24 protein-coding genes are annotated in these 24,261 nt (G+C 70.8%); 8 read left to right on the forward strand and 16 right to left on the reverse strand.

Features of this window, described 5'->3' with window-relative positions; genetic code table 11:
• Both ACTOQ2_RS17665 and ACTOQ2_RS17670 read left to right on the forward strand, forming a co-directional pair.
• Positions 1-1,062, forward strand: coding sequence for an alpha/beta fold hydrolase (locus ACTOQ2_RS17665; protein ID WP_440100616.1), 1,062 nt, complete (start codon positions 1-3; stop codon positions 1,060-1,062).
• 3 nt (positions 1,063-1,065) lie between these two features.
• On the forward strand, positions 1,066-2,490 hold the full coding sequence (locus ACTOQ2_RS17670; protein ID WP_440100617.1) for a tannase/feruloyl esterase family alpha/beta hydrolase: 1,425 nt from the start codon (positions 1,066-1,068) through the stop codon (positions 2,488-2,490).
• A 130-nt stretch (positions 2,491-2,620) separates the two neighbouring features.
• Here the strand turns inward: ACTOQ2_RS17670 and ACTOQ2_RS17675 are convergent, their stop codons facing one another.
• Positions 2,621-4,597, reverse strand: coding sequence for a glycosyltransferase family 2 protein (locus ACTOQ2_RS17675; protein WP_440100618.1), 1,977 nt, complete (start codon positions 4,595-4,597; stop codon positions 2,621-2,623).
• 60 nt (positions 4,598-4,657) lie between these two features.
• Positions 4,658-5,290 (reverse strand): lytic transglycosylase domain-containing protein, encoded by a 633-nt coding sequence (locus ACTOQ2_RS17680; protein WP_440100619.1) that lies wholly within the window; start codon positions 5,288-5,290, stop codon positions 4,658-4,660.
• Between the two features lie 424 nt (positions 5,291-5,714).
• On the opposite strand from ACTOQ2_RS17680, the gene ACTOQ2_RS17685 reads away from it, so the two are divergent.
• The 3 genes from ACTOQ2_RS17685 to ACTOQ2_RS17695 are packed head-to-tail and all read left to right on the forward strand — an operon-like array spanning position 5,715 to position 8,499.
• Positions 5,715-6,389, forward strand: coding sequence for a response regulator transcription factor (locus tag ACTOQ2_RS17685; RefSeq protein ID WP_344921373.1), 675 nt, complete (start codon positions 5,715-5,717; stop codon positions 6,387-6,389).
• Between the two features lie 41 nt (positions 6,390-6,430).
• Positions 6,431-7,837, forward strand: a complete 1,407-nt coding sequence (locus tag ACTOQ2_RS17690) for an ATP-binding protein (protein WP_440100620.1) — start codon at positions 6,431-6,433, stop codon at positions 7,835-7,837.
• 29 nt (positions 7,838-7,866) lie between these two features.
• Entirely contained in the window at positions 7,867-8,499 is a 633-nt protein-coding gene (locus ACTOQ2_RS17695; protein ID WP_440100621.1) for a hypothetical protein, read from the forward strand.
• Between the two features lie 156 nt (positions 8,500-8,655).
• Here the strand turns inward: ACTOQ2_RS17695 and ACTOQ2_RS17700 are convergent, their stop codons facing one another.
• From ACTOQ2_RS17700 to ACTOQ2_RS17760, 13 genes are all read right to left on the reverse strand, one after another.
• Positions 8,656-9,999, reverse strand: coding sequence for a PhoH family protein (locus tag ACTOQ2_RS17700; protein WP_440100622.1), 1,344 nt, complete (start codon positions 9,997-9,999; stop codon positions 8,656-8,658).
• 221 nt (positions 10,000-10,220) lie between these two features.
• On the reverse strand, positions 10,221-10,988 hold the full coding sequence (locus ACTOQ2_RS17705; protein WP_344750149.1) for an isoprenyl transferase: 768 nt from the start codon (positions 10,986-10,988) through the stop codon (positions 10,221-10,223).
• Positions 10,989-11,067: 79 nt separating this feature from the next.
• Positions 11,068-11,544, reverse strand: coding sequence for a hypothetical protein (locus ACTOQ2_RS17710; RefSeq protein WP_440100623.1), 477 nt, complete (start codon positions 11,542-11,544; stop codon positions 11,068-11,070).
• 88 nt (positions 11,545-11,632) lie between these two features.
• Positions 11,633-11,920 carry a DUF7064 domain-containing protein gene (locus ACTOQ2_RS17715; RefSeq protein WP_440100624.1) on the reverse strand — a complete coding sequence of 96 codons (288 nt, stop codon included), beginning with the start codon at positions 11,918-11,920 and terminating at the stop codon, positions 11,633-11,635.
• Between the two features lie 161 nt (positions 11,921-12,081).
• Positions 12,082-12,876: a TIGR04222 domain-containing membrane protein gene (locus ACTOQ2_RS17720; protein ID WP_440100625.1), complete on the reverse strand. Its 795-nt coding sequence runs from the start codon at positions 12,874-12,876 to the stop codon at positions 12,082-12,084.
• A 194-nt stretch (positions 12,877-13,070) separates the two neighbouring features.
• Entirely contained in the window at positions 13,071-13,610 is a 540-nt protein-coding gene (locus ACTOQ2_RS17725; protein WP_440100626.1) for a hypothetical protein, read from the reverse strand.
• Positions 13,603-14,418, reverse strand: coding sequence for a DUF692 domain-containing protein (locus tag ACTOQ2_RS17730; RefSeq protein ID WP_440100627.1), 816 nt, complete (start codon positions 14,416-14,418; stop codon positions 13,603-13,605). Before ACTOQ2_RS17730 ends, ACTOQ2_RS17725 begins: the two co-directional genes overlap by 8 nt.
• Positions 14,419-14,507: 89 nt before the next feature.
• Positions 14,508-15,470 carry a TIGR04222 domain-containing membrane protein gene (locus ACTOQ2_RS17735; protein ID WP_440100628.1) on the reverse strand — a complete coding sequence of 321 codons (963 nt, stop codon included), beginning with the start codon at positions 15,468-15,470 and terminating at the stop codon, positions 14,508-14,510.
• A 329-nt stretch (positions 15,471-15,799) separates the two neighbouring features.
• The gene (locus ACTOQ2_RS17740; RefSeq protein WP_440100629.1) at positions 15,800-17,599 is read right to left on the reverse strand and encodes a phosphoenolpyruvate carboxykinase (GTP); all 1,800 of its coding nucleotides are present in this window, start codon (positions 17,597-17,599) and stop codon (positions 15,800-15,802) included.
• 290 nt (positions 17,600-17,889) lie between these two features.
• Complete coding sequence (locus ACTOQ2_RS17745; RefSeq protein ID WP_440100630.1) at positions 17,890-18,417, reverse strand: hypothetical protein; 528 nt, start codon at positions 18,415-18,417, stop codon at positions 17,890-17,892.
• 132 nt (positions 18,418-18,549) lie between these two features.
• Positions 18,550-19,824, reverse strand: coding sequence for a C40 family peptidase (locus tag ACTOQ2_RS17750; RefSeq protein WP_440100631.1), 1,275 nt, complete (start codon positions 19,822-19,824; stop codon positions 18,550-18,552).
• Between the two features lie 199 nt (positions 19,825-20,023).
• On the reverse strand, positions 20,024-20,524 hold the full coding sequence (gene greA / locus ACTOQ2_RS17755) for a transcription elongation factor GreA (RefSeq protein WP_344750139.1): 501 nt from the start codon (positions 20,522-20,524) through the stop codon (positions 20,024-20,026).
• Positions 20,525-20,636: 112 nt separating this feature from the next.
• Entirely contained in the window at positions 20,637-21,065 is a 429-nt protein-coding gene (locus ACTOQ2_RS17760; RefSeq protein ID WP_350971844.1) for a DUF4307 domain-containing protein, read from the reverse strand.
• Positions 21,066-21,292: 227 nt separating this feature from the next.
• Between ACTOQ2_RS17760 and mca the strand changes: the two genes are divergently transcribed.
• From mca to ACTOQ2_RS17775, 3 genes are all read left to right on the forward strand, one after another.
• Positions 21,293-22,189 carry a mycothiol conjugate amidase Mca gene (mca, locus tag ACTOQ2_RS17765; RefSeq protein ID WP_440100632.1) on the forward strand — a complete coding sequence of 299 codons (897 nt, stop codon included), beginning with the start codon at positions 21,293-21,295 and terminating at the stop codon, positions 22,187-22,189.
• Positions 22,190-22,223: 34 nt separating this feature from the next.
• On the forward strand, positions 22,224-22,436 hold the full coding sequence (locus ACTOQ2_RS17770) for a hypothetical protein (protein WP_440100633.1): 213 nt from the start codon (positions 22,224-22,226) through the stop codon (positions 22,434-22,436).
• Between the two features lie 98 nt (positions 22,437-22,534).
• On the forward strand, positions 22,535-22,852 hold the full coding sequence (locus ACTOQ2_RS17775) for a GNAT family N-acetyltransferase (protein ID WP_440085632.1): 318 nt from the start codon (positions 22,535-22,537) through the stop codon (positions 22,850-22,852).
• 185 nt (positions 22,853-23,037) lie between these two features.
• On the opposite strand, the gene ACTOQ2_RS17780 is transcribed toward ACTOQ2_RS17775, so the two are convergent.
• Positions 23,038-24,198: a hypothetical protein gene (locus tag ACTOQ2_RS17780; RefSeq protein WP_440068274.1), complete on the reverse strand. Its 1,161-nt coding sequence runs from the start codon at positions 24,196-24,198 to the stop codon at positions 23,038-23,040.
• Positions 24,199-24,261 lie beyond the last annotated feature (63 nt).

A 24,261-nucleotide genomic window follows, 5' to 3' on the forward strand; every position in this document is an offset into this window, starting at 1 on the left:
ATGCGTATCGAGAACCGGCCGGTGCCCACCGGCCGGATCACCCAGAACGTCCTGTCGGTCGCCGGGAGCGAGCAGAACACCGGGAACGCCGGGAACGCCGGGAACACTGTGGAAAGCGGCGAGACCGTGCTGTTCGTGCACGGGAACGTGTCGAGCGCCGCCTTCTGGCGGGGCACGATGCTCGCCCTCGCGGAGGCGGGCCACCGGCCGCTCGCCGTGGACCTGCGGGGTTTCGGCGACACCGAGCCCGCCCCGGTCGACGCGACCCGCGGCCTGCGGGACTACTCCGACGACGTGCTCGCCCTCCTCGACGCCCTCGGGCTGGACGGCGTGCACCTGGTCGGCTGGAGCATGGGCGGCGGGGTCGTGCTGCAGGCGCTGCGCGACCGTCCGTCCGCCGTGCGGAGCGTGACCCTGGTCAACCCGATCTCCCCGTACGGCTTCGGCGGCACGCACGGTGCCGACGGCGTGCTGAACCACCCCGACGGCACGGGCGGCGGGGCGGGGGCGGCCAACCCCGACTTCGTGAAGCTGCTCGCGGAAGGGGACACCTCGGACGGCTCCCCGGTCTCGCCGAGGAACGTGATGCGGACCACGTACGTGACGCCCGGCACGGTGATCGAGGACGAGGACGCCCTGGTCGCGTCGATGCTGTCCACGAGGGTCGGCGAGGACCACTACCCGGGTGACGCGGCGGCGTCGGAGGAGTGGCCGGGGGTCCGCCCCGGTACGCGGGGCGTGCTCAACTCGTTCGCCCCGACGCACTTCCGGATCGACGACCTGCACACGATCGACCCGAAGCCGCCGATCCTGTGGATCAGGGGCGAGGCCGACGTGATCGTCTCCGACACCTCGCTGTTCGACCTGGCCCACCTGGGCGCCCTGGGGGCCGTCCCCGGCTCGCCGGGCACCCCCGCGCAGCCGATGGTCACCCAGACCCGCGCCGTCCTGGAGCGGTACGGCCCGTACACCGAGACCGTCCTGGACTGCGGCCACAGCCCGCACATCGAGCGGCCCGCCGAGTTCCGCGCCGCCCTCTCCGACCACCTGAAGCGGAGCTGACACATGCGCAGTATTGACGGCGACATTGACAGCGACGCTTCGCGTCGCGGTTCGGCCGCTCGAACCCGGTTCCTCGGTCCGGTCCCCGGCGCGACCTCACGTACCAAAATCGCCGCCGTCGGCCTCGCCGCCTTGGTGGCCCTGACCGTGGCACCGGCGGCGAGCGCGGAGACCTCACCGGCGCACTGCGCGCGGCTGGACCGGGTGGCGGTGCCGGGTGCCGAGCACCAGGTGAAGGCCTGCCTGGACGACCTCACGACGGCCGGCACGACCGTCTCCGGGCACACCGACCCGGCCGACTGGGCGGGCCTGCACCCCGCGGGGGCGGTCAACCCGAAGGGCGTGCCCGGCATCCAGGTCGACGGCTACTTCCCCGACACCTCGACCTCCAACACGACGCACGGCTGGAACCACGACTCGCAGTTCGTGCTGCGGCTGCCCGACAACTGGAACGGCGGGCTGGTGGTCACCGGCACCCCGGGCAACCGGGAGCAGTACGCCAACGACTTCACCGTCTCCGACTGGGCGCTGGCCAAGGGCTACGCCTACGCGGTGACGGACAAGGGCAACGTCGGCGCCACCTTCTACAAGGACGGCCGCCGGCCCGGTGACGCGATCGCCGAGTGGAACGACCGGGTCACGCAGGTCGCGATCGCGGCCAAGGCAGTCGTCGCCCAGCGCTACGGCAGGCTTCCCCAGCGGACCTACGCCGCGGGCATCTCCAACGGTGGGTACCTGGTCCGCTGGCAGCTGGAGAACCGGGCCTGGCTGTATGACGGCGGGATCGACTGGGAGGGCACGCTCTGGCGGGTCAAGGGCGACAACCTGCTCAACTACCTGCCCCCGGCGCTGCGGGCCTACCCGGCGGGCGACACCCAGGCGATGTACGACGCGGGTTTCGCCCGCGGCTCGGAGTTCCTGTGGCCCTTCCACCACCAGTACTACTGGGACCTGACCCAGCGCGTCTACCGCGAGGAGCTCGACCCCTCCTTCGACGGCGACACCGATGCCGGCACCCCCTTCTGCGCCTCGGGCACCCCGGCCTGCGACGCCGACTACGACTACGACGCGCGCAAGCCGTACGCGGCGGTGAGGAAGATCGGGCTCACCGGCCGGATCGGCAAGCCGCTGATCACGATCCACGGCACGCTGGACACGCTGCTGCCGATCTCCCGCTCCGGCGACGTCTACGCGGACATGGTCGGCGAGCACCGGCCGTTCCGCTACTACCGGATCACCGACGGCACCCACGTGGACAGCCTCTACGCCTCCTACCCCGACAGGCTCCGCCCGCTGCTGCCGTGCTTCCGCAGCGCGTTCGAGACCCTGGAGGGCTGGGTGGAGCGCAGGCAGAGCCCGCCGCCGAGCGCGACCCTGCCGAGGCCCTCGACCGGCGACCTGCCCAACGAGTGCAGCCTGAGCACGTGACACCGACCACGTGACACCACCGCACGGCGCCACACCACCCGTGTGACACGCCGCCGCCCGGCGCCACACAGCCCCAACGGGCCGTGTGGCGCCGTCGCCGTCGGGCGGTCCGGGAAAAGCGATCCGGACGTCAGTTGAGCATGTAGCGCCGCTGGACGGTCCTGGTCACCCGGACCGCGTTCCTGACCAGCGGTATCCGCAGCGCGACCCGCTTCAGCAGCGGGTACCAGGGCTCGGAGAGCCTGGCGGCGGCGGACCTGTGGATCTCCACCCGGCCGCCGCGGTTCATCTCCACCTTGAAGCGGAGCCCGGTCTCCTTGCCGTCCACCCGCAGGAACGGCGCCCAGACGCCCGGCGCGAGAAACCCCTCCCGGTACGCCAGCCGGGTCGGGATCTTGGCGATCAGCCTCCCGGCCAGCTCCCCGGGGACGCCGGGCTCGACCAGCGCGGGGGCGGCGACCTCGCGTTCCCTGCCCGCGGTCTGGCGGAACACCAGCTCCGCGGGCGGCCCCCCGCTCGGCGGCACGTACGGCACGGGCACGACGACGAAGACGTGCTTGCGCTGCCTGATGACCGTCGTACCCGGGGAGACGAGGACGATCGACTCGGGGAACGAGCGCGGCTCCACGCAGATCCCCAGCTCCCCCCGGTCGGACCACCAGGGGACGATCAGCCGCCTGGAGCGGTCGGCGACCATCCCGGTGCAGTTCAGCGGCGACCCGGTCACCCGGGTGCGCGCCTGCTGCGCCCCTCCGTACATGCGCACGTGCATCTCCCAGAGCCCCGGGGGCAGCGGGCCGCCCATGGCCGCCGAGTCGACGTCCAGCCGGGCCTCGCCGGTGACCTGGAGCCTGACCCCGTTGCGGTGACGGCTGCGGATCATCGAGCACTCCGAGGGCAGGAAGTGGACGACCCCGGTGGCCTCGTGCCTGACGTAGACCTCGAACCGCGCCCTGGCGGCGGCCTGGCTGACGTCGGCCATCTCGGGCGGCAGGCGGAGCCCGTCGAGGGGGACAGGGGGCTGCCAGAGCAGGCCGTCGTCTCCGTACGGGACGAAGCGCATCGGGGTGCCGTCGGCCTGCATGATCTCCACGGTGAGCCCCAGGGCGAGCGCGCCGTCGTCCCAGGTGAGGGCGTTGAGGTCGGCCTGGAGGCGGACGCCGCGCATGGCCCCGGCCAGGACGACGAGCTGGTCGAGCCTGCCCGCGCGGAGCAGCGCGGCGCGGGCCCGCAGCGGGACGGGCAGCAGGAGGTCGAGGCGCGGGGGGAAGCGCTGGACGACCAGCTCGCGCAGGGTGGTGAAGGTGGCCGCCCGGCCCGTGGAGGAGGTGACGAACCTGCCCCCGCCGAGCCGTCGCAGCACCGCGGTGCGAAACCACTGGGCGTACATCCGGTCGCGCCGGCGTCCCTCGGGCACCTCGTCGTCGATGATGTCGAGCAGCTCGCGCAGCTCCGCGGCCCAGACGTAGGGGTCTTCCGGCGGGTCGGGCCGCTCGGTGACGTGGCAGCAGACCTGGCCGGCCATGACGACGACTCTCCTGGCCCGCAGGTAGGCGCGGAGCGCGAAGGCCTGCTCGGCCAGGCACCCGCCGGGGTCGGAGAAGTTCAGCGCCTCGGCGTCGAGGAAGGCTCTGCGGAAGAGCTTGTGCGGGGTGAGCAGCGTGAGCAGCCGGTCCCCGACGATGTCGGCGTTCTCGCGGTCGGTGTCGAAGACCGTGGAGGGCGGCCTCTCGTCGCTGATCAGCCGCCCGAGGAGGATGTCGGCCCCGGTCTCCACGGCGCGCGAGTACATGCGCTCCAGAGCGTCCCGCTCCAGGCGGTCGGTCTGGTTCAGCATGTAGACGTACTCGCCCCTGGCGACCATGAGGGCGACGTTGCGGCCGCGCATCGGCGAGCCGGTCCGCTCGAGGTGGAGCACCCTGACGTCCGACCGCGCCGCCGCCAGGGTGTCGAGGCGCTGCCGGGTCCCGTCGTCGGAGCCGTCGTCGGCGAAGACGACCTCGTAGTTCCCGGAGGCCATCGACTGTTCCAGCACCGACCGGATACAGGCGTCGGCGCCATCACCGGGGTTGTGCACCGGCACCACCACGCTGACCTTCACGTCCATGCGGCCAAGGGTGCGGCGCGCGGCGCCGGGAGAAGGTCAGACTTGCCGACTCCTGGTCTCTCAGTACCAGCCTTTGGCCTGGGAATGGGCCCACGCGCCGCAGGGCGAGCCGTAGCGGCCCTTGATGTAGCTGAGCCCCCACTCGATCTGGGTGGCCGCGTTGGTCTGCCAGTCGCCTCCGGCGCTGGCCATCTTGTGGCCGGGGAGGGACTGCGGGATGCCGTAGGCGCCACTGGAGGTGTTCATGGCGCGCTCGTTCCAGCCGCTCTCCTTCATCCAGAGCTTCTCCAGGCAGCCCCACTCGCCGGCCCAGCCCCTGGCCTCCAGCATCTGCTTGCCCAGCGCCCTGTTGCCGGTCGGGTTGGAGGTGCCCGGGGGCAGCTGCTGCGGGTTGAACCCGCCGCCGCCCGGCGCCTCGTCAACGATCTTGACCTGGTTGAGGGCCTTGCGGTTCTCGCGCTCGGCGACGATCTTGTCGGCCTTGAGCGCCTGGGCGGCCTGGGCCTTCAGCATGTCGGACTGCAGGTCGGAGCCGAACGGGTCGGAGCCGAGCATCTTTGACATCTCGTCCAAGGTGAGCGGCTTCGTCGGCGGCGCCGAGGCGTTCTGTACCGCGGTGTAGGCGGTGAAGGCGCCTCCACCCACCAGGACCACGAGCGCGGCGCCCAGGATCAGCACGCGCTTGGAGGTCATACCGCGCTTCGAACTGGGACCGTCGAGGCCCTTCCCCTTGGCCGCCCTGCGGTTCGCGCGGCGAGGGCGGGGCGCCGAGCGCTCCTTCAGTTGCTGTGATCCTGGACTCACGACCTATGAGCTTGCCGTGGGGAGGGGGGTGGTCCGCAACCGGAACGGCGGAGTTGGTCGGCGTCGGTCGGCGTCCGGCCAGGTTCGCCGGGGTTTCTCACGTCCTAACCACCAGGCCACGAGCCCTTTCCCGGCAAGGAAAGCTTGGGAGTGATTTTGCTCACATTTTGCCGTACGGGGCCCCTTGACCCCCTTTGACGATCAGTGAATTGCCCGAATCGTGGTCTGACCACCACGTTCAGGTACTGTTTGCCTTATGTCTGGGTTTTGTGACCCGGCAGATCCATCCGAGCCTTGGGAGAATGATTACCCGGTGGCAGGCATCCTCCTCGTCGAAGACGACCCCTCGGTCCGTACCGGGTTGGAGCTCGCGCTCACCCGGCAGGGCCACTCCGTCACCGCCTACGCCAGCGGTGAGGAGGCCCTTGAGCACATCAGGTCCCGCCGTCCGGAGATCGCCATCCTGGACGTCATGCTGCCCGGCATCGACGGCGTCGAGGTGTGCCGCCGCATCCGCAGGCTCGACCAGCTGCCGGTGATCCTCCTCACCGCCAGGGGCGACGACCTCGACGTGGTCGTGGGACTGGAGGCGGGGGCCGACGACTACGTGGTCAAGCCGGTCGAACCCCGGGTGCTGGACGCCCGCATCCGCGCCGTCCTGCGCCGGATGGAGTCGGTCGCCTCCGACCGCATCACCTTCGGTGACCTGGTCATCGACCGGGGCGCGCTCAAGGTGGCGCTGGGGGGCCGCGAGGTCCACCTCACCCCCACGGAACTGCGCCTGCTGCTCGAACTCGTCCGCCACCCCGGCCAGGTGCTCAACCGCAGGTATCTGCTGCGGGCCGTCTGGGACCACACCCACGTCGCCGACTCCCGGCTGGTCGACGCCTGCGTCCAGCGGGTCCGCGCCAAGATCGAGGCGGTTCCCGCCGAGCCCGAGTTCATCCACACGGTACGGGGATTCGGCTACCGGTTCAGCCCGCCGTGAAGCGGACGTTCCCCCCCTCGAAGCGGACGTTCCCTCCCTCGATGCGGCGGATGTACACCGGCCTGCGCGGGCGCCTGGTGATCACCTTCACCCTGATCGCCGTCACCGCCTCCGCGGTCGTCGCGGGGATCGGCTACGAGTTCGTCAAGAACAGCATGATCAGGCGGGCCGAGCACGTGGCCGTGAGCGAGGTGCGCGACATCCTGGAGGGCAGCAGGCTGCCCGTCGGCGCGCTCTGGCCGGGAGACAGCCCGCCGACCGACGAGGAGATCAGCGCGCTGCAGCGAAGCCTGCGCCCCCAGGGCGGCAGGGTGGTGGTCCGCTACGAGAACTACCCCTACCCCGACGGCGACTTCGGCCCCAAGAACGTCCCCGCCGACCTCGCCGCCAGGGCCACCCAGCGGCTGGTCGCCAAGCGCATGACCATCGGCGGCGACATGTGGCTGCTCATCGGCACCCCCGTCTGGCGGATCGAGCCCATACACACCGCCCAGCCCACCGGGATGACCGTCTTCGTGTTCGTTCCCCTCATCGAGGAGGAGCGGCTGCTGAGCGGCCTGCGACAGCCGCTCGCCGTCGCCGGCGTCGCCATGCTGATCATCGCGCTGTCCCTGGGCCTGGTGTCGGCCCGGCAGCTCCTGCTGCCGGTCAGGCGGCTCGGCTCGGCGGCCCGCGCGCTCGGCGCCGGCCACCTCGACACCCGCCTGCCCGTACACGGCCAGGACGAGCTCGCCGAGCTCACCGCCACGTTCAACGACACCGCCGCCGCCCTGGAGCGGAGCGTCACCGAGCTGCGCGCGCTGGAGGCGATGTCCCGCCGCTTCGTCGCCGACGTCTCCCACGAGCTCAGGACCCCGCTGACCGCGATGACCGCGGTGACCGACATGCTCTCCGAGGAGGCCGACCGGCTGCCGCCCGAGCCCGCGGCGGCCGTGCGGCTGGTGCTGCGCGAGATCGCGCGGCTGCGCACCCTGATCGAGCAGCTCATCGAGGCGAGCCGGTTCGACTCGGGGACGGCCACGCTGAACATGGACACCGTGAACATCGTCGACGTGGTCTGCGACTGCCTGGAGACGCGCGGCTGGTCGGACCGGGTACGGGTGAACGTCCCCGAGGGACTGACCTTCTCCGTCGACCCCAGGCGCTTCGACGTCATCGTGGCCAACCTGGTGGGCAACGCCCTGCGCCACGGTGAGCTCCCGGTGATGGTGACCGCCCGCAGCACCCCGAACGGCCTGGAGGTGAAGGTGCGCGACCACGGCAAGGGCATCCCCGCGAAGGACCTGCCCTTCGTGTTCAACCGTTTCTACAAGGCCGGCGCCCGGGGTGACGGCAGCGGGCTCGGCCTGTCCATCGCGCGGGCCAACGCCCAGCTGCACGGGGGCACGATCTCGGTCCGCGCGCAGCGGCCGGGCACCCTCTTCACGGTCTGGCTCCCCCCGGCATGAGACGCCCCACCCGCCCGTACGGCCCGGGCATGAGCGAGTCCACCGGCCCGGCCGCCCCCGGCAGGAGAAGGCCCGCCCGCCCGGCCGTCCCCGGCACGAGACGGCTCACCGGCGCGAGGTGGTTCGCCTGCCTGCTCGCCGCCGCCCTGGTGCTCTGCGGCTGCGGCATCTCCCCGACCGACGTCCAGGACTACGGCCACCCGCCGGTGATCAGCTACAGCCCCACGTGGGTGACGGTCTATCTGCTCCGCGACGGCCGGTTGGAGCCCGTCAAGGTCCCGGTGGTCTCCGACTCGGCCAAGAACATCATCGACACCCTGTTCCGGGCCGGCAAGCAGCCGCCGGAGGCGGGGCTGACCAGCGCGCTCAACGACTTCAGCCACTACGACACCAAGACGACCCGCTACTCGGACAACACCGACCAGCGCAACGAGCCGGACGACAACCTGGGCTACCGGCTGAACGTGATCATCACGGGTGAGGGCAAGGTCTCCAAGGAGGCCCTCGCCCAGATCACCTGCACCATCCGGCAGAACAAGCAGGAGAGCATCTGGAGCGTCGAGGTCACCCGCCTCTTTCCCGGCACCCCGGAGACGATGGGCGACCGGGGCTGCTTCGAGTACCGCAATCTCGCGGCGCCCGGCGTGCGGCTGCCGCCCTGAGGATCCCGCACCGCCCGGCCCCGTCACAACGAGAGACCCGCATCACGAGAGACCGCGTTCACGAAAAACCCGGCGCCGTAACGCGCGGAGCGCGGTCGCGGGGTGCTCGTACGGCACCCCGCGACCGCGCTCCGGCGGTGACGTCGGGACGCCCCGTCACATCGTGATGTCCTCCAGCATCTCGGTGACCAGCGCCGCGATCGGCGAGCGCTCCGAGCGGGTCAGGGTGACGTGCGCGAACAGCGGGTGCCCCTTGAGCTTCTCCACCACCGCCACGACGCCGTCGTGGCGGCCCACCCGCAGGTTGTCGCGCTGGGCGATGTCGTGGGTGAGGACGACCCGGGAGTTGGCGCCGATCCGGCTCAGCACGGTGAGCAGCACCCCGCGCTCCAGCGACTGCGCCTCGTCCACGATGACGAAGGCGTCGTGGAGCGACCGGCCGCGGATGTGGGTGAGCGGGAGCACCTCCAGCATGCCCCGGTCCATGACCTCCTCGATCACCTCGGGCGTGGTGACCGCGCCCAGGGTGTCGTAGACCGCCTGACCCCACGGGCCCATCTTCTCGTTCTCGGAACCGGGCAGGTAGCCCAGCTCCTGGCCGCCCACGGCGTACAGGGGACGGAAGACGATGACCTTGCGGTGCTGGCGGCGCTCCAGGACCGCCTCCAGGCCGGCGCAGAGGGCGAGCGCGGACTTTCCCGTGCCCGCCCGGCCGCCCAGCGAGACGATGCCCACCTCGGGATCCATCAGGAGGTCGAGCGCGATGCGCTGCTCGGCGGAACGGCCGTGCAGGCCGAACACCTCGCGGTCGCCGCGCACCAGCCGCACCGACTTGTCGGGCAGCACCCGGCCCAGCGCGGAACCCTTGCTGGACAGCAGGCGCAGACCCGTGTGGGTGGGCAGGTCACGGGCCTCGACCAGGTCGGCCGTGCCGTGCTCGAAGAGGGTCTCGACATCCTCCGAGGTCACCTGGAGCTCGTCCATGCCGGTCCAGCCGGACTCCACCACGAGTTCGGCGCGGTACTCGTCCGCGGCGAGCCCGATGGAGGCGGCCTTCACCCGCATCGGCAGGTCCTTGGAGACCAGCACCACGTCCGCGCCCTCCGCGGCGAGGGTCTTCGCCACGGTCAGGATACGGGTGTCGTTGTCGCCGAGCCGGAACCCGACGGGCAGGATGGACGGGTCACTGTGGTTGAGCTCGACCCGGATGGTGCCCTCGCCGATCGGCATGGGCTCGTCCAGTCGTCCGTGCGTCACCCGGAGTTCGTCGAGGGACCTTAGCGCCTTGCGCGCGAAGTATCCGAGCTCTGGATGATGGCGTTTGCCCTCCAACTCGGTGATGACGACGATCGGGATGACGACCTCATGCTCGGCGAAACGGCTCATCGCCGTTGGATCCGCCAGGAGCACCGAGGTGTCCAGGACGTACGTGCGCCGCTGCACTGCCGGCGACGTGGGTGAGGACGAAGGGTTTGCCACGCGTTCTCCCCCGGGCGCCATGGACGGCGCCCTGCCATGAGCTGGGATGCGGACCGGCCCCGGGCCCGCTCACGAGAACGTCGAGCAGGGACCGTTGACCGGCCCTCCTCAGCAGGTCGTGACGCAAAGGCGGGCCCTCTCCGGCGTAGGTGAGCTGCGCTCTCCTACTTCTTACGGTACGTCCTGAATGCCCGACTTCCAACTGCTTAAGACTGACCGAAAGGGGCCGTTCATGTGGAGTTTCAGGAACCGTACCTGCGGTGCCGCGCGGCGTAGGAGCGGAGAGCCCGCAAGAAGTCGACCCTGCGGAAGTCAGGCCAGTAGGCCTCGCAGAAGTAGAATTCGGAGTGAGCGCTCTGCCAGAGCAGGAAGCCGGAGAGCCGCTGCTCTCCCGAGGTCCGGATGACCAGATCCGGGTCGGGCTGACCGCGCGTGTAGAGATGCTCCGCGATGTGCTCGACATCGAGGACCTCGACAAGGTCCTCGATACTCGCGCCCTTGCTCGCGTGCTCCTGGAGAAGGGAGCGCACCGCATCAGCGATCTCACGCCTTCCTCCATACCCAACAGCAACGTTCACAATCAAACCGGGACGATGTGATGTCGCTTCTTTTGCGTTCTTGAGGACGCGGGCCGTGTGATCGGGCAGAAGATCGAGCGCGCCCATGGGCTTGATGTGCCATCCGTCGGCCACGAGCTCCTGGACGACGTCCTCGATGATCTTCATCAGGAGGTCCAGCTCATCCTTGGAACGGTTGATGTTGTCGCTCGACAGCAGCCACACGGTGACGACCTCGACCCCGGCCTCGCGGCACCAGCCGAGCAGCTCCGAGATCTTGTCGGCGCCCTTGCGATGCCCGCGGCTCACATCGTCGATGCCCATCGAGCGCGCCCAGCGCCGGTTGCCGTCGACGATCACGCCGACGTGCCGGGGAGCCATCTCCCGCTGACGGGACAGCTTCGCCTCAAGCCTGCGTTCGTACACCCGGTAGACGAGATCGCGCACGCCCATGGAAGCCCCTCCCTCAGCACCCGCCACGAATGGGCACTGACAGGCAATTATCGCCGCCCTGCGGACCCCTCCGCCCCCTCTACAGGGTTCTGGCGGGCTCGCCCGGCTTGCGGGACCCCAGGCAGTCCTCGGCCTCCGCGACGAGCGCCTCCACGAAAACACCCAGCTCAGAGGATGTCAGAACGGCGCGCATCCCCATCCCGCCGCCGCCCCATGCCTCCAGGAAAGCCCTTCTGGTGAGCCGCCACTCCCCGCCGGGCCCCCGCAGCCCCGGGACCCAGACCGGGATGGTCCGCAGTTGGCAGCGGAGTTCGCCGCCGCCGACGACACCGTTCCTGGCCCGGTAACGAAAGGCGAACAGTTCCGTGTCGCCGGGAAAGCGGTCGTCGGGGTCGGGCCACCGGGCCTCGTGGCCCGCGCGCGCCTCGGCGACCCCCCGCGCCAGCCGGGCGAGGAACCAGCCGCACCGCTCGCCCACCGTCCCGTACAGCGCGCCGTCGCGGTGCAGCTGCAGGGTGATCTCGTACGGCGTGCCGACACTGTCACGGCACGCCACCGGCGTAACGGTCAGATAAGAACCATCAAGACAACGCAGTCCCCCCACCTCAGAGAGGGTATCCCTGGCCCAGTCCGCCAAAACACGATCAACGCCATCTATGTCCCCGCCAGCCGGGCGGCTGATGCCATTCGGTCCAGCCGTACCCGGACCGCCCGTCCTCGGCCTCGAACCGGCACAGGGCGCGCGGGAAGCGGGCGACCTCCCCGTCGGGGGACGTCATGGCGACCGGGGCGAAGGCGAGCGAACCGTCCTCGGCCGCGAAGCCGAGATAGACGGACTCGCTCCACAGCGGCTCGGGGCCCGCCGGGTGCGGCCCCTCGTCCTCGGGCCGCAGCGGCCAGGTTTCGTGATCGACGAACTTTCCGACGGTCACTCCGATGCAGGCGCCCGATCATGGGCCGGCACGTGCCGGCCGGCGTGGATCGACCGGCGTGGATCGGCTGGCCTATGTTGGCCGGCCTATGTCGGCCGACAGGTGTCGGCCGGCAGGTGTCGGCCCAACCTGACCGACCGCGCCCCGGCCGGACAGGGCCCTCAGGAGCTGCCGCAGCCGCCCCCGCCCCCGCAGCTGGAACCTGAGCCGGAATCGGAGCCGCCCCCGCCGTCCCCGCCCCCACCCCCGCCGCCGCCGAAGAAGCCGTAGGAAGCACCCGCCGAGGCGTCGGAGGCGCCGCGGCGACGGGAGCCGCGTCGTGGCGCGGGAGGCGGTGGCGGGCCGTCCATGGACAGGGCGGCCGACAGCCGTCCGTCCTCCCACTGATTCAGGCCGTACAGGGCGACGCCCAGGATGTTCAGCTCGTCGTGGTCGACGTGGCCGCCGGCCCGGGGCGGCAGGGACCTGTCCTCGCGGTGGCGCAGGCGGTAGTGGGCCAGCGCGGTCTTCCCCGCACGGTTGGGGTGGGTGGGGTCGGCCCGGCCGGAACCGGGCGCGTCGATCAGCCCCAGGTCCCTCAGCCGCGCGATCAGCATGGTCACCGCGGCCCCCTGGGCCACCCTGCCCCTGATCACCCAGACCGGCACGCCGTCCCCCTGCCCCCTGAGGTGGTCGAGGATCTCGGTCTGCACCGGCTGGGTGAGCACACCGACCTGGCCCGACACCTGCGTCAGCCGCCCGTCGCGCCGCGCCCTGACCGCCCCTGTCGCGGTCAGCGAGGCCAGCGCGGTGTCGACCACCCGGGGCCGGCCGCCCGCGAGCAGCGCCAGCTCGTACGGCGTCAGCTCGGGCCCCTCGTAGACGCGAGAGGGGCGCACGGCCAGGCGCAGCGCGATCAGCACCGACACGCCCAGAAGCGCGAGACCCACCACGACGATGATCTGTACGGTCTGCATGACGGCCTCCGGGATGACGTCCCTGCGCCAGGTTCACTACCCAGTGGACGAACGGGGACGACCAGAAGTTTCTGTGGCGCCCGGTCCGGCACGCTCGATGTGGGGCGGCACCCGGCTCAGCGCCTCCGGCCCGGCGGCACCCGGCTCGACGCACGCGGTTCGACGCGGCCGGTTCGACCGGCTCGACGCGCGGTTCAACGGCGTCTGCCGAAGAGCGACCACCGGCGGGGCGCGGGGCCGGGCTCGGGGGTCACGGGCTCCTCCGGCAGCCGTCCCGCCGCGCGGAGACGGTCGGCGAAGTCGCGGGCGTCGGCGTGGGAGCCGCCCGGCGGCTTGGGGCGGCCTCTCGCGTACGCGTCGAACTCCCCGGCGAAGCCGTCGCCGAGCGACGCGACCAGGTCGGGCCGTAGCCTGGCCACCGTCCTGCGCCGTTTGGAGATCAGGCCGGCCTCCTGGACGCGCAGCCGCTCCCGGTCGAACCCCCGCGGCGCCTCCCGCCCGGCCACCAGGGCCGCCACCAGGGCCTCCTGAGCCCCAGCAAGGGCCTCACGCGCCGTTTCGACGGTCTCCGGCTCCCGGTGCACCCCCCGCCCCTCCCCGGCCTCCAGCGGCTCTCTCGCGGCTTCCCGCTCCCTGGCGGTCCCTCGAACCCCTTCGACGGCCGCCCGCCCCTCGTGGCCGCCCGGCTCCCGTACCCGGCCGGTGGCGCCCCCGGGCACCGCGTCGTCAGACACGGGCCATCGCGCCGCGGATCCGGTCGAGCTCCCCCTGCAGGGCGCCGTCGCTGGGGTAGTCGTCGTCCCATTCGAGCAGCACACCGGGCGGATCGACCCGGGCGCACAGCTCGGAGAGGATGTCCAGCACGTCCTGCGGGACGTGGGCGGTGTGGGTGTCGTGCCACAGCCCCTGGTGGGAGTGGCCTCCGGCGACGTGGACGTAGGCCAGCTCGGACAGCGGGAGGCCGTCCAGCGCGGCGGTGGCCGACAGGCCCAGGTTGACCTGGTTCGTGTAGAGGTTCGCCACGTCGATCAGGAGCCCGACGCCGGTCATCTCCACCAGTTCGCCGAGGAAGGCGGCCTCGGTCATCTCGTCTTCCGGCCAGCCGAACAGGGCCGCGACGTTCTCCAGAGCCAGCGGTACGGGAAGCGCGTCCTGCGCCCGCCGCACGTTCTCGGCGACGACGGAGAGCGCGGCCCGGGTGCGCGGGACCGGAAGCAGGTGCCCGGCCTCCATCCCGCCCGCCCGTACGAAGGCGAGGTGCTCGCTGACCAGCGGCGCGTCCAGGGCGCGGGCGCAGTCCGCCAGGTGCGCCAGCCGCCGCGGGTCGGGAGGCTCGGCGCCGCCGATGCCCAGCCCGACACCGTGCGGGATCACCGGAACCCCGCGGGCGCGGAGCACCCGCAGCGACTCGGGGAGCCTGGCGGGGCCGATGTTCTCGGCGATGACCTCGACGAAGTCGACCCCGGGCAGCCGCTCCACGGTCAGGTCGATCTCCGGCCGCCAGCCGATGCCCACCCCCAGCGCCGGAGACTCAGCCGCCATCGGAGGCGTCACCGTTCCGACCTGCCCGCCGCACCACCGCTGCCTCTCCTGCGGCACCGGCCGTCCTCACCGCCGGGGCCGGACGCCGCTCACCCACCGCAACCGCCACCGCCGCACCCTCCGCCGCAGCCGGACCCGCCACCGCCGTCACCCGACCCGCCGGAGTCACCCCAGCCACCGGAGCCGAAGTCACCGCCACCGCCGAAGGAGGAAGCGTCCCCCGAGCTCGAACCGCCGCCGCAGGCGCCCGTGGCGCAGCCGCTCGAACCGCCCGCGGCCTGGCGCTGGAGCTCCTCCTCCAGGCCGGGCTCGTCGAGCTCGCTCAGGCCGTACAGGGCGACGGGGATGCCGACGGCGAAGGCCAGATCAGGCGCGACAGGGCGGGCGCCCCGCGCGTAGGTCCGGCGGGCGGAGGCGAGCACCTCGTGACCGGCGTGGCTCAGAACGTCGCGCAGCGCCCGCTTCTGCCGCGTGTAGACGGAGAAACCACCGATCACCGAGAACATGCCCACCAGCAGCGCGAAGGTGCCGAGGCCCCCGGTGGCTCCCGCGAGCAGGATGCCCGCCACGACGATCACCTCGATGATCGAGGTGATCTGGAGCCGGCTCAGCAGCACCTGGGCGTGGTCGAGCGCGCCCTCGGGCACCAGCAGGCCGAGCCCCAGCAGGCGGTAGCGCAGGCCGTCGACGCTCTGCCCCTCGGCCACCGCGCGGCGGACCTCGCCCACCGGGGCCGAGCCTCCGCGCAGGTGGAGCGACTCCATGACGGCGTACTCGATCGGGTCGGGAGACGGCCGGGCCCCGGCGACCAGGCTGGCCTGGCCGCCGCGCGAGATCCGGATCGCCCCGGCCCTGGCCAGCAGGCCGAGCGCGGTGTTGATCACGCGGCGCGGCCCTCCGGAGAGATAGGCGAGCTCGTACGGGTTCGGTGGCCCGCCGTAGTGGCCGATCATGGCCGAGCGAACCCGGCGGTGCTCGCGGTGCAACGCGAAGGCCGTGGAGAGGATGACCAGGCCGACGACGAAGGCGATGACGAACAGTGAGAACTCCATGTCCGCCTCCTTGGGGGGAAAGGTGGGCCACAGGAGTGACGTCCCGTGTACCCAGGTAGACGCGCACAGCCTGGCAGAAGTTTCACCCGGCTTCGATGGCGACCCGGTGAAATGTCGGTCACCAGGCGAAACGCATGTCACCGGCCCCGGCGCGGCCGGAGCCGGTGACCCCGGACGCGCCTTCCCCCGGCGCGGGTGCCCTGCCCGGCGATCAACCCTGGCGGACGCCGAATCCAGGCAGGCGATCAACCCTGGCGGACACCCCGTCCGGCCTGGCACTCGATCCAGGCGGGCGCCCAGCCCAGGTGGGCACGCGGCCCAGGCGGCACTCAGCCCAGGCGGGCGACGAGGGCCTCGTACTCCTCCCAGAGCTCCTTGGGCATGTGGTCGCCGAAGGTCTGGAAGAAGGCGGGCATGAGCGACGCCTCCTGCCTCCAGATCTCCTCGTCGACGCTCAGCAGCGTCCGCATGTTCTCCTCGGAGACGTCGAGGCCCTCGGTGTCGAGCTGGGCGGGGAGCAGGCCGATGGGGGTCCGCACCGCCTCCGCCCGGCCGTTGAGGCGGTCGACGATCCACTTGAGCACGCGGGTGTTCTCGCCGAAGCCGGGCCAGATGAACCTGCCCTCGTCGTCCTTGCGGAACCAGTTCACGTAGTAGATGCGCGGCAGCCGGGCGTTCTCGCGCCGGCCGATCCTGAGCCAGTGGGCGAAGTAGTCGCCCATGTTGTAGCCGCAGAAGGGCAGCATCGCGAACGGGTCGCGACGCAGCTCGCCGACCTTGCCCTCGGCGGCGGCGGTCTTCTCCGAGGCGATGTTGGCCCCCACGAAGACGCCGTGCTGCCAGCTCATCGACTCCGTGACCAGGGGGACCGCGCTGGCCCGGCGCCCGCCGAACAGGATCGCGGAGATCGGCACCCCCTCGGGGTCCTGCCACTCGGGGGCGATCGTCGGGCACTGCGCGGCCGGGACCGTGAAGCGGGCGTTGGGGTGTGCGGCGGGCTCGCCGGAGTCCGGCGTCCAGGCGCGGCCCTTCCAGTCGGTCAGGCGCGCCGGGGGCCGATCGGTGAGCCCCTCCCACCACACGTCGCCGTCGTCGGTGAGGGCGACGTTGGTGAAGATGCTGTTGCCCCAGAGCGTCCTGATCGCGTTGGCGTTGGTGGACTCACCGGTTCCGGGGGCGACGCCGAAGAAACCCGCCTCGGGGTTGATGGCGCGCAGCCGCCCGTCGTCGCCGAAGCGCATCCAGGCGATGTCGTCGCCGATCGTCTCGACCTTCCATCCGGGGAGGGTCGGCTGGAGCATGGCGAGGTTCGTCTTCCCGCAGGCGCTCGGGAAGGCCGCCGCGACGTAACGCGTCTCCCCGGAGGGCGGGGTGATCTTGAGGATGAGCATGTGCTCGGCCAGCCAGCCCTCGTCGCGGGCCATCGTGCTGGCGATGCGCAGGGCGTAGCACTTCTTGCCGAGCAGGGCGTTGCCGCCGTACCCGGAGCCGTAGGACCAGATCTCGCGGGTCTCGGGGAAGTGGCTGATGTACTTGGTGGGGTTGCACGGCCACGGCACGTCGTCCTGGCCGGGCTCCAGCGGGGCGCCGACCGAGTGGACGGCCTTGACGTAGCCGCCGCGCTCCTCGATGAGCCGCAGGGCGTCGTCGCCCATGCGGGTCATGACGCGCATGGACACGACCACGTACGGCGAGTCGGTGATCTCCACGCCGAGCTGGGAGATCTCACCGCCCAGGGGGCCCATGCAGAACGGCACCACGTACATCGTCCGGCCGCGCATGCTGCCCTTGAAGATCTCGCCGAAGGTACGGCGCATCTCGGCGGGGGCGATCCAGTTGTTGGTCGGCCCCGCGTCCTCCTCACGCTCGGAGCAGATGTAGGTCCGGTCCTCGACCCGGGCGACGTCGCTGGGGTCGGAGGTGGCGTGGAAGCTGTTCTGTCGCTTGGCCAGACGCGTGAACGTGCCCTGCTCGACCAGCAGGTTCGTCAGGCGGGTCCATTCGGCCTCGGAGCCGTCGCACCATTCGATCCGGTCCGGCTGGGTCAGCTCGGCGATCTCCTTGACCCACCCGGCAAGCTCCTCGTGGCTGGTCGGGCTGACGGCGGTGACATCTACGGTAACGGACACTACTGGGGCTCCTTTACACTTCTCCGGGCCAAAACATCATTGACGAACGAACCGCGCTCAATCCAATTGGCATAGACCAGTGAATTCGCACGATCACGCGTCATGGCGCTCCAGGCCCGGCGCCTCCTACCGCGTATGGCCTGGCAGGAGACGCAAGGTTTTGAAACCCCTACCCAAAAGAAGTGAATCTAAAAAAGCCGCATCGGCAGTGGTATAGGCCAATGAGAAAGGTCTAAACCAATCGGCGAACAGGTTCAGACCAATTCATTGGTCATTTCCGCTGCCCAGGCTCAGGAATTCACGTCCGGGCCCGCCGCCCGGACGCGATCGACGTGCTGGAGCGCGTCCCTCAGATCCGCCAGCCAGGTGTCGGTGTGGTTGCCCACCAGGCGCACGCACCAGGCGAGCGCGTCACTGCGGCTGCGGGCCACCCCGGCCGCGACGAGGGTGTCGAGCACCTGACGCTCCGACTGCTTGAGCCGGGTCATGACAGGCACCGAGAGTGTGGTGAACATCACTGTCTTGTCGCCGACGGCGACTCCCCAGGAGACCTTTCTGCGGAAGCGCTGCTCGGCCTCGAGCGCGATCTCGACGCGCCGCTCCCTGGTCTCCTCGCGGAAACGCAGGATGCCGCCCTCCATGGCGGCGGAGCGCTCCACCTCCGAGACGTCGTCACCGAGCGCGGGGTCCCGGAGCCTGCCGACCACCGCGATCTCCTCGCGGTCCAGCACGATCTCCACCCCGCCCTCGAACCACTCCTCGGGCAACCTCCCCGCGAACCAGCCGCGCAGCTTCGCCACTGCTTCATCTTTTCCCATGTAATTTAGATTACAACGCTTCATCGAACGAGGCCAGCATCGCGCCGCGCCGAACCCGGGCAGGCGGAACCGCGTGGGGACGCGGGAAAACGCGAGGGAACGTGCGGGAGGCGTGGGAACGGAGGACGCGGGTCAGCGGACCCGGGCGGCGACCTGTGGGCTGATCCGTACGGCCCCGGCGAAGTTGCGGGTGGTGACGGGGACGAGCTTGACCACGTCGCCGGTCCTGGGGGCGTGCAGCATCTTGCCGCCTCCCCAGTAGATGGCCACGTGCGAGACGTAACCGGGGTTGGTGGGGTCGTGCCGCCAGAACAGCAGGTCACCGGGCTGGGCCTCGGAGAGCGGGATCTGGGGACCTGAGACGAACTGCTGGTGCGTCACCCGGGGCACCTTGATCCCCGCCTGCGCGTACGCCCACTGGACCAGGCCCGAGCAGTCGAAGGTGTCAGGACCCTCGGCGCCCCACACGTACGGGCGGCCGAGCTTGCCGATCGCGGCGGTGAGCGCGGTGGTGACCTGGGGGGCGGTCATGAAGGAGCTCGCGGACCAGGTCACGGTCTTGCCGGTGGTCTCCGCGGCGGTCTTGCCGGGGGCCCTCAGCACCGGGTTGATCATCGCGACCTGCGACCCCTTGGGGAGGTTGCGCAGGAGGGTGAGACGCAGCCTCGCGGAGTCGGCCTTCGGCGCGCTCACCACGAGCGCGTTGTTCTCCGGGATGCCCAGCGCGCGGGCGGTCGGCCGGGAGACCACGGCGTCGATGGCGCCCATGCCCATCGTGGCGTAGGCGCCCACGCGCAGGTTGCGCCCGGCGGTGGTGAAGGTCTTGCCAAGGGGCATGCCCCCGTCGTTGCCCAGGACGAAGGAGACGGCGACCTCCCCCGCCGAGACGTTCCGCCAGAGCCGGTCGGAGCGCGCGGTCGGCTTGGGGGTGTACGCGCGGAACGTCGAGGGGTTCACCCCGAGCGTCTGCACCGGCTTGCCGTCCAGGATCACCTCCGCGGCGTCGGCCCGCTCCACCGCCCGGACCCCGGACAGCTGGGCGATCCTGGCGACCACGGTCGCGCTGAGCGGCCGGTGCGCGACGACGAACAGGTGCGGCTGCCGCATCGAGGTGAGCGGTGCCACCGGCTCCGGTGCCGCCGGCCCGCCCTGGGCGGGCTTCGCCACCTGGGTCGGCAGGGTGGCGACGGACCTGCGCATCGTGATCGTCTCCGGCTCGGCCTCCGGCATCTGGGCGAAGACCATCAGGCCGGTGGCCAGCACGCCGACGAGCAGGACGGCCAGGACGGGGACGACCCGCCTCATCAGGTGGGTGGTGCGGTGGCTGTGGCGGAGGCGGGGGCGGTAGGCGAGATCCTGCCGGGCCTCCCGGATCAGGTCGGAGACACGTGGCCGCCGATCGAACACGACATCTCCCCTTCCCCGCGGACTCCAGCCCTACGAGGGTGCCGTAGAGCGCCCTCCAATGCACGCGAACCCATCGAAAAGCGCCCTATCTGCAATGTGGCCGCACGACTTACGAAACCCTGCCAAATCCTCTGACACACGGCAATCCGCCAGGACACCCGTCCCGGCGGATCAGCGAATCGATCGGAGTATGGGGAGGTCAGTTGCCGATGTACGGCACGGCCTCAAGGATCTCGACCGTGTTGGAGCGGCCGTTCGGCATCGTGTAGGTCGCCTTCTCGCCGATCTTCTTGCCGTTGATCGCCGCACCGAGCGGCGACTTGGGCGAGTAGACGTCGATCGGGGCGCCGCTCTCCTCGCGGGAGGCCAGCAGGAAGGCGACCTCCTCGTCATCGCCCTCGAAACGGACGGTGACTGTCATTCCAGGACCGACCACACCTTCGGTGCGGGGCGCCTCGCCGACCTTGGCACTGTCGAGGATCTGGCGGAGGTGGAAGATGCGGGCCTCCATCTTGCCCTGCTCGTCCTTGGCGGCGTGGTAGCCGCCGTTCTCCTTCAGGTCGCCTTCCTCGCGTGCCGCTTCGATCTTCTTGGCGATGTCGACGCGCCCGGGCCCCGAGAGGTGCTCAAACTCAGCCTTCAGGCGGTCGTACGCCTCCTGAGTGAGCCAGGTGACGCTCTCGCTGTGGGAGTCGGCCACGGGTTCTCCTTGCTTCCTCGGGGGCTTCGTGCTTGGTGCTTGGGGGGTTGCGGTCGGTCGAATTTCGAAAGGCTAACAAGTTAACCCCTCGACCGCCTCCCCAAATGTCTCACTATACGAGATAGCAGTACTGGACATGGCCGGAAGTGGCCGGAGCACTGGTCTCTAGCCGTTCGGTAAGCCGAACATACCCCTCACCAGCCGGAATATTGACCTCCTTGCTGCCGACCTCGACGTGGCTGACATCCGTGGCCCGCAGGCGGCAGAGCGCCGCGCGATCAGATGGTTTGACCACTTCGAAGGTGATCTGCACAGAATCGCCGCGACTGGTGTCGAACGCGATGACCTGGTCGATGACCTCCGTGTTGCCCTTCGCCGCCCACATCACGTAGCCCCATCCCCCCGCGCACACGGCGCAGAGGATCGCGATCACGACATGCACGACGAAGCGCCCCCTGCGCTCCGGGCGGTCGGGAAAGTCGCCCGGGGTGCCGAGGACAGGACCGTCCTGACGGCCCTTCTCGGCTTCGCTGGTGGCCATGACGGAATCTCCCTGCACTACCTCGGTGTTATCCGAGACAATTGTCCCCTGCGGGGGCCTCGCCCTCGCGACCGCCCAAGAGAAACTAACCTCTCCCTAGAGTGACGTAAGCCGAGGGCGCGCGGGGGCACCACGTCGAGCGGAGCGGAAGACACGGCCAGGCGGGCCGTCCGCGAGGCGACCGGCGACGATCCGACGCGCGACCGACATAAGGAGACACCGAGCCCGTGAGTGCACCGCTCAGGCTGATGGCCGTTCACGCGCATCCCGACGACGAGTCGAGCAAGGGAGCCGCCACCATGGCGCGCTACGTGGCCGAGGGCGTGGACGTGCTGGTCTGTACGCTCACCGGAGGCGAACGCGGGTCGATCCTGAACCCCAAGATGGAGCGCCCGGAGATCCTCGAGAACATCGGCGAGGTCCGGCGCCTGGAGATGGAGCGCGCCCGGGAGATCCTCGGCGTGCAGCAGCGCTTCATGGGGTTCGTCGACTCCGGCCTGCCGGAGGACGAGAGCGAGCCGCTGCCCGAGGGATGCTTCGCGCTGCAGCCGCTGGAGGTCGCCTCGGAGCCGCTGGTGGCGGCCGTCCGCGAGTTCAGGCCACACGTGATCCTGACCTACGACGACGACGGCGGCTACCCGCACCCCGACCACATCATGACCAACCGCGTTTCGGTCGAGGCCTTCGAGGCGGCAGGCGACCCCGACCGCTATCCGGACGCCGGCGAGCCCTGGCAGCCCCTGAAGCTCTACTACCACATGGGTTTCACCAAGGACCGGTTCGAGGCGCTGCACGAGGCGATGAACGACCGCGGCATCGGCTCCCCGTACGCCGAGTGGATCTCCCGCTGGGAGGACCGCCCGCAGAAGTGGCCGGTGACCACCCGCGTCCCCTGCGGCGACTACTTCGAGCTCCGCGACGAGGCGCTGCTCGCGCACGCCACCCAGGTCGACCCGGACGGCTTCTGGTTCGTCTGCCCGCGCGACCTGCAGCGCGAGGTCTGGCCGACCGAGGACTACCACCTGGCCCGTTCGCTCGTGGACGTCGAGCTTCCCGAGGACGACCTGTTCACCGGTGTCCACACGGATGTCCCGGCGGACACGGTCTCGCACGCCTGCCACTGACGCGACCATGGGGTGACGGTGGCAAACTTGACATGTGATTGCATTCGACACCGTCACCAAAGGTGACGTCAGCCCAGGTCTCCTGGGTTTCCTCGTCGTGGCCGGCCTGGGGTTCGCCCTGTACCTGCTGGTCAAGTCGATGAGGAAGCAGATCTCCAGGATCGAGGTCCCCTCCGAGGCCGAGCTGAGGGAGCGGAAGGGCGCCGACACCGCCGCTACGACCACCACGACGCCGACCGCTCCCTAGCCCCGGCCCCGCCGGATCCACGGTCCCGACCGGCCACCGCGCGACACGCGCGAGGGGCGGGATCAGCCGAGCCGAAAACCCCGAGAGCGAGAACGACCATGGCCGACGACATCGAGGTCTCCGACAACCCCGAGGCCTCCCGCTTCGAGATCCTGCTGGACGGCGGGGTCGCCGGGTTCGCCGCGTACCGCCTGCGCGCCGGAAAGATCTTTTTCACCCACACCGAGATCCTCCCCGAGCACGAGGGCAAGGGCCTGGGCAGCCGGCTGGCCTCAGCGGCTCTCGACGCGAGCCGCTCGTCGGGCCGGTCGGTCGTGCCGCTCTGCCCGTTCATCGCCCGCTACATCCGGCGCCACCTCGAGTACAAGGATCTGGTCCCCGAGGGCTACCTCGACCTCCTCGACGAGGAGGCCTGACCTCACGGCTCCCGCCCGGAGCCGCGCGAGAGCCGGACCGTCCGCCGACCGGCGGACGGCGCCGTCACGGGCCGTCGTCAAGGACCGCCGTCACGAAGCGCGACCACGGATCGCGACGGCTCACCGGCCTCTTCTGGCCGTACACGACGGCTCACCGGCTGCTTCTGGCCGTACGGGAACGCCCGTCAGTCACCGAGGGTGTCCGTCGAGGACCAGGCGCGCTCCAGCGCCCTGGGCAGCCCCCAGCGGCCCAGCGAGGTGAGCACCTCGGTCCTGTCGACGATCCCGAGGCACGCCCAGAGCGGGGTGACCGAGCTGAAGAGCGTCTCGGCCGCCTCCAGGTCCTCCGGCTCGTCCAGGTCGACGTCGATGTCCTCCGACTCGGCGATGAGCCTGGCGATCCGCTCGGGCGACGCCAGCACCCCGGGGCCGCGCCTGGCCAGGGCTGCGACCACGGCCAGCCAGTCGGCGTGGTGGATCGCGCACAGGGCGGCCAGCACCGAGTCCTCGTGGCTGAGCTCTCCGTCCAGGTCGGAGAAGACCTCCAGCCGGTCCTCCTCGTCGGGCAGGTCGGAGATCGGCCCCGCGATGCCCGCCGTGACGGTCAGCCAGAGCTCCTCGTCGTCGGCCGGCAGCGGCTCCCCCTCGTACCCGGCGCAGGCCCGCAGCACGTTGCCGGGATAGCCGGGCCTGCCCAGCACCTCGCGCAGCCGGGTGGCCGCGGCCTGCAGCTCCCTGACGGGCCGCTCGGGGTCGGGCAGCTCGGCCAGGATGCGCCGCAGCTCGGCCAGCGCGAACGCCTCCTCCTCGTCCCAGGCGGCGAACAGCTCCTCGTCCTGCTCGTCGGAGACCGCGGTTCCGGGGATCCGCCCGTCGGGCAGCGGGCCGGTGAGCCAGCGCTCCTGGAGATCCGCGTAGGCCTCCCTGGCCTGCTCGTCGCCCCGGGCGAGCGCGTCCGGATCGATCTCCCCGGCGGCGACCCGCTCCTCCAGGTAGGCGACCAGCCCGTGGAACATCTCCTCGCCGACCGGTCCTCGCTCGTCCTCCTCGGGCCAGACGAAGAAGCTCGGGGTGAGCAGGAGCGGCTCGGTGCCGGTGGACTCCATCCAGCGCTGCACGTCCCCCACGGTCGCGCCGCCGGACTCGATCGCGCTGAGCGTCGCCTTCGCGGAGTCCCAGAAGGGCACCGACAGCGGGTTGCCCGCCGCCAGCAGCGCCCGCCTCAGATCGGGCAGCGCCACCAGTGCCACGCCGGACGGCACGGCGAGCAGCGCACGGGCAACATCACGCCGGGTCAGCTCGGAAGCCGCCCTTCCGGCGTGTACACACACGAAGTCGAGATCCACGCCCAGTGAGCCTACGCCGGAAGAGCGGTGAACACACCTTCCCGCCCGGTGTCACTCTCGCGC

The sequence above is a fragment of the Streptosporangium sp. H16 genome, assembly GCF_051918855.1.
Taxonomy (GTDB): domain Bacteria; phylum Actinomycetota; class Actinomycetes; order Streptosporangiales; family Streptosporangiaceae; genus Streptosporangium.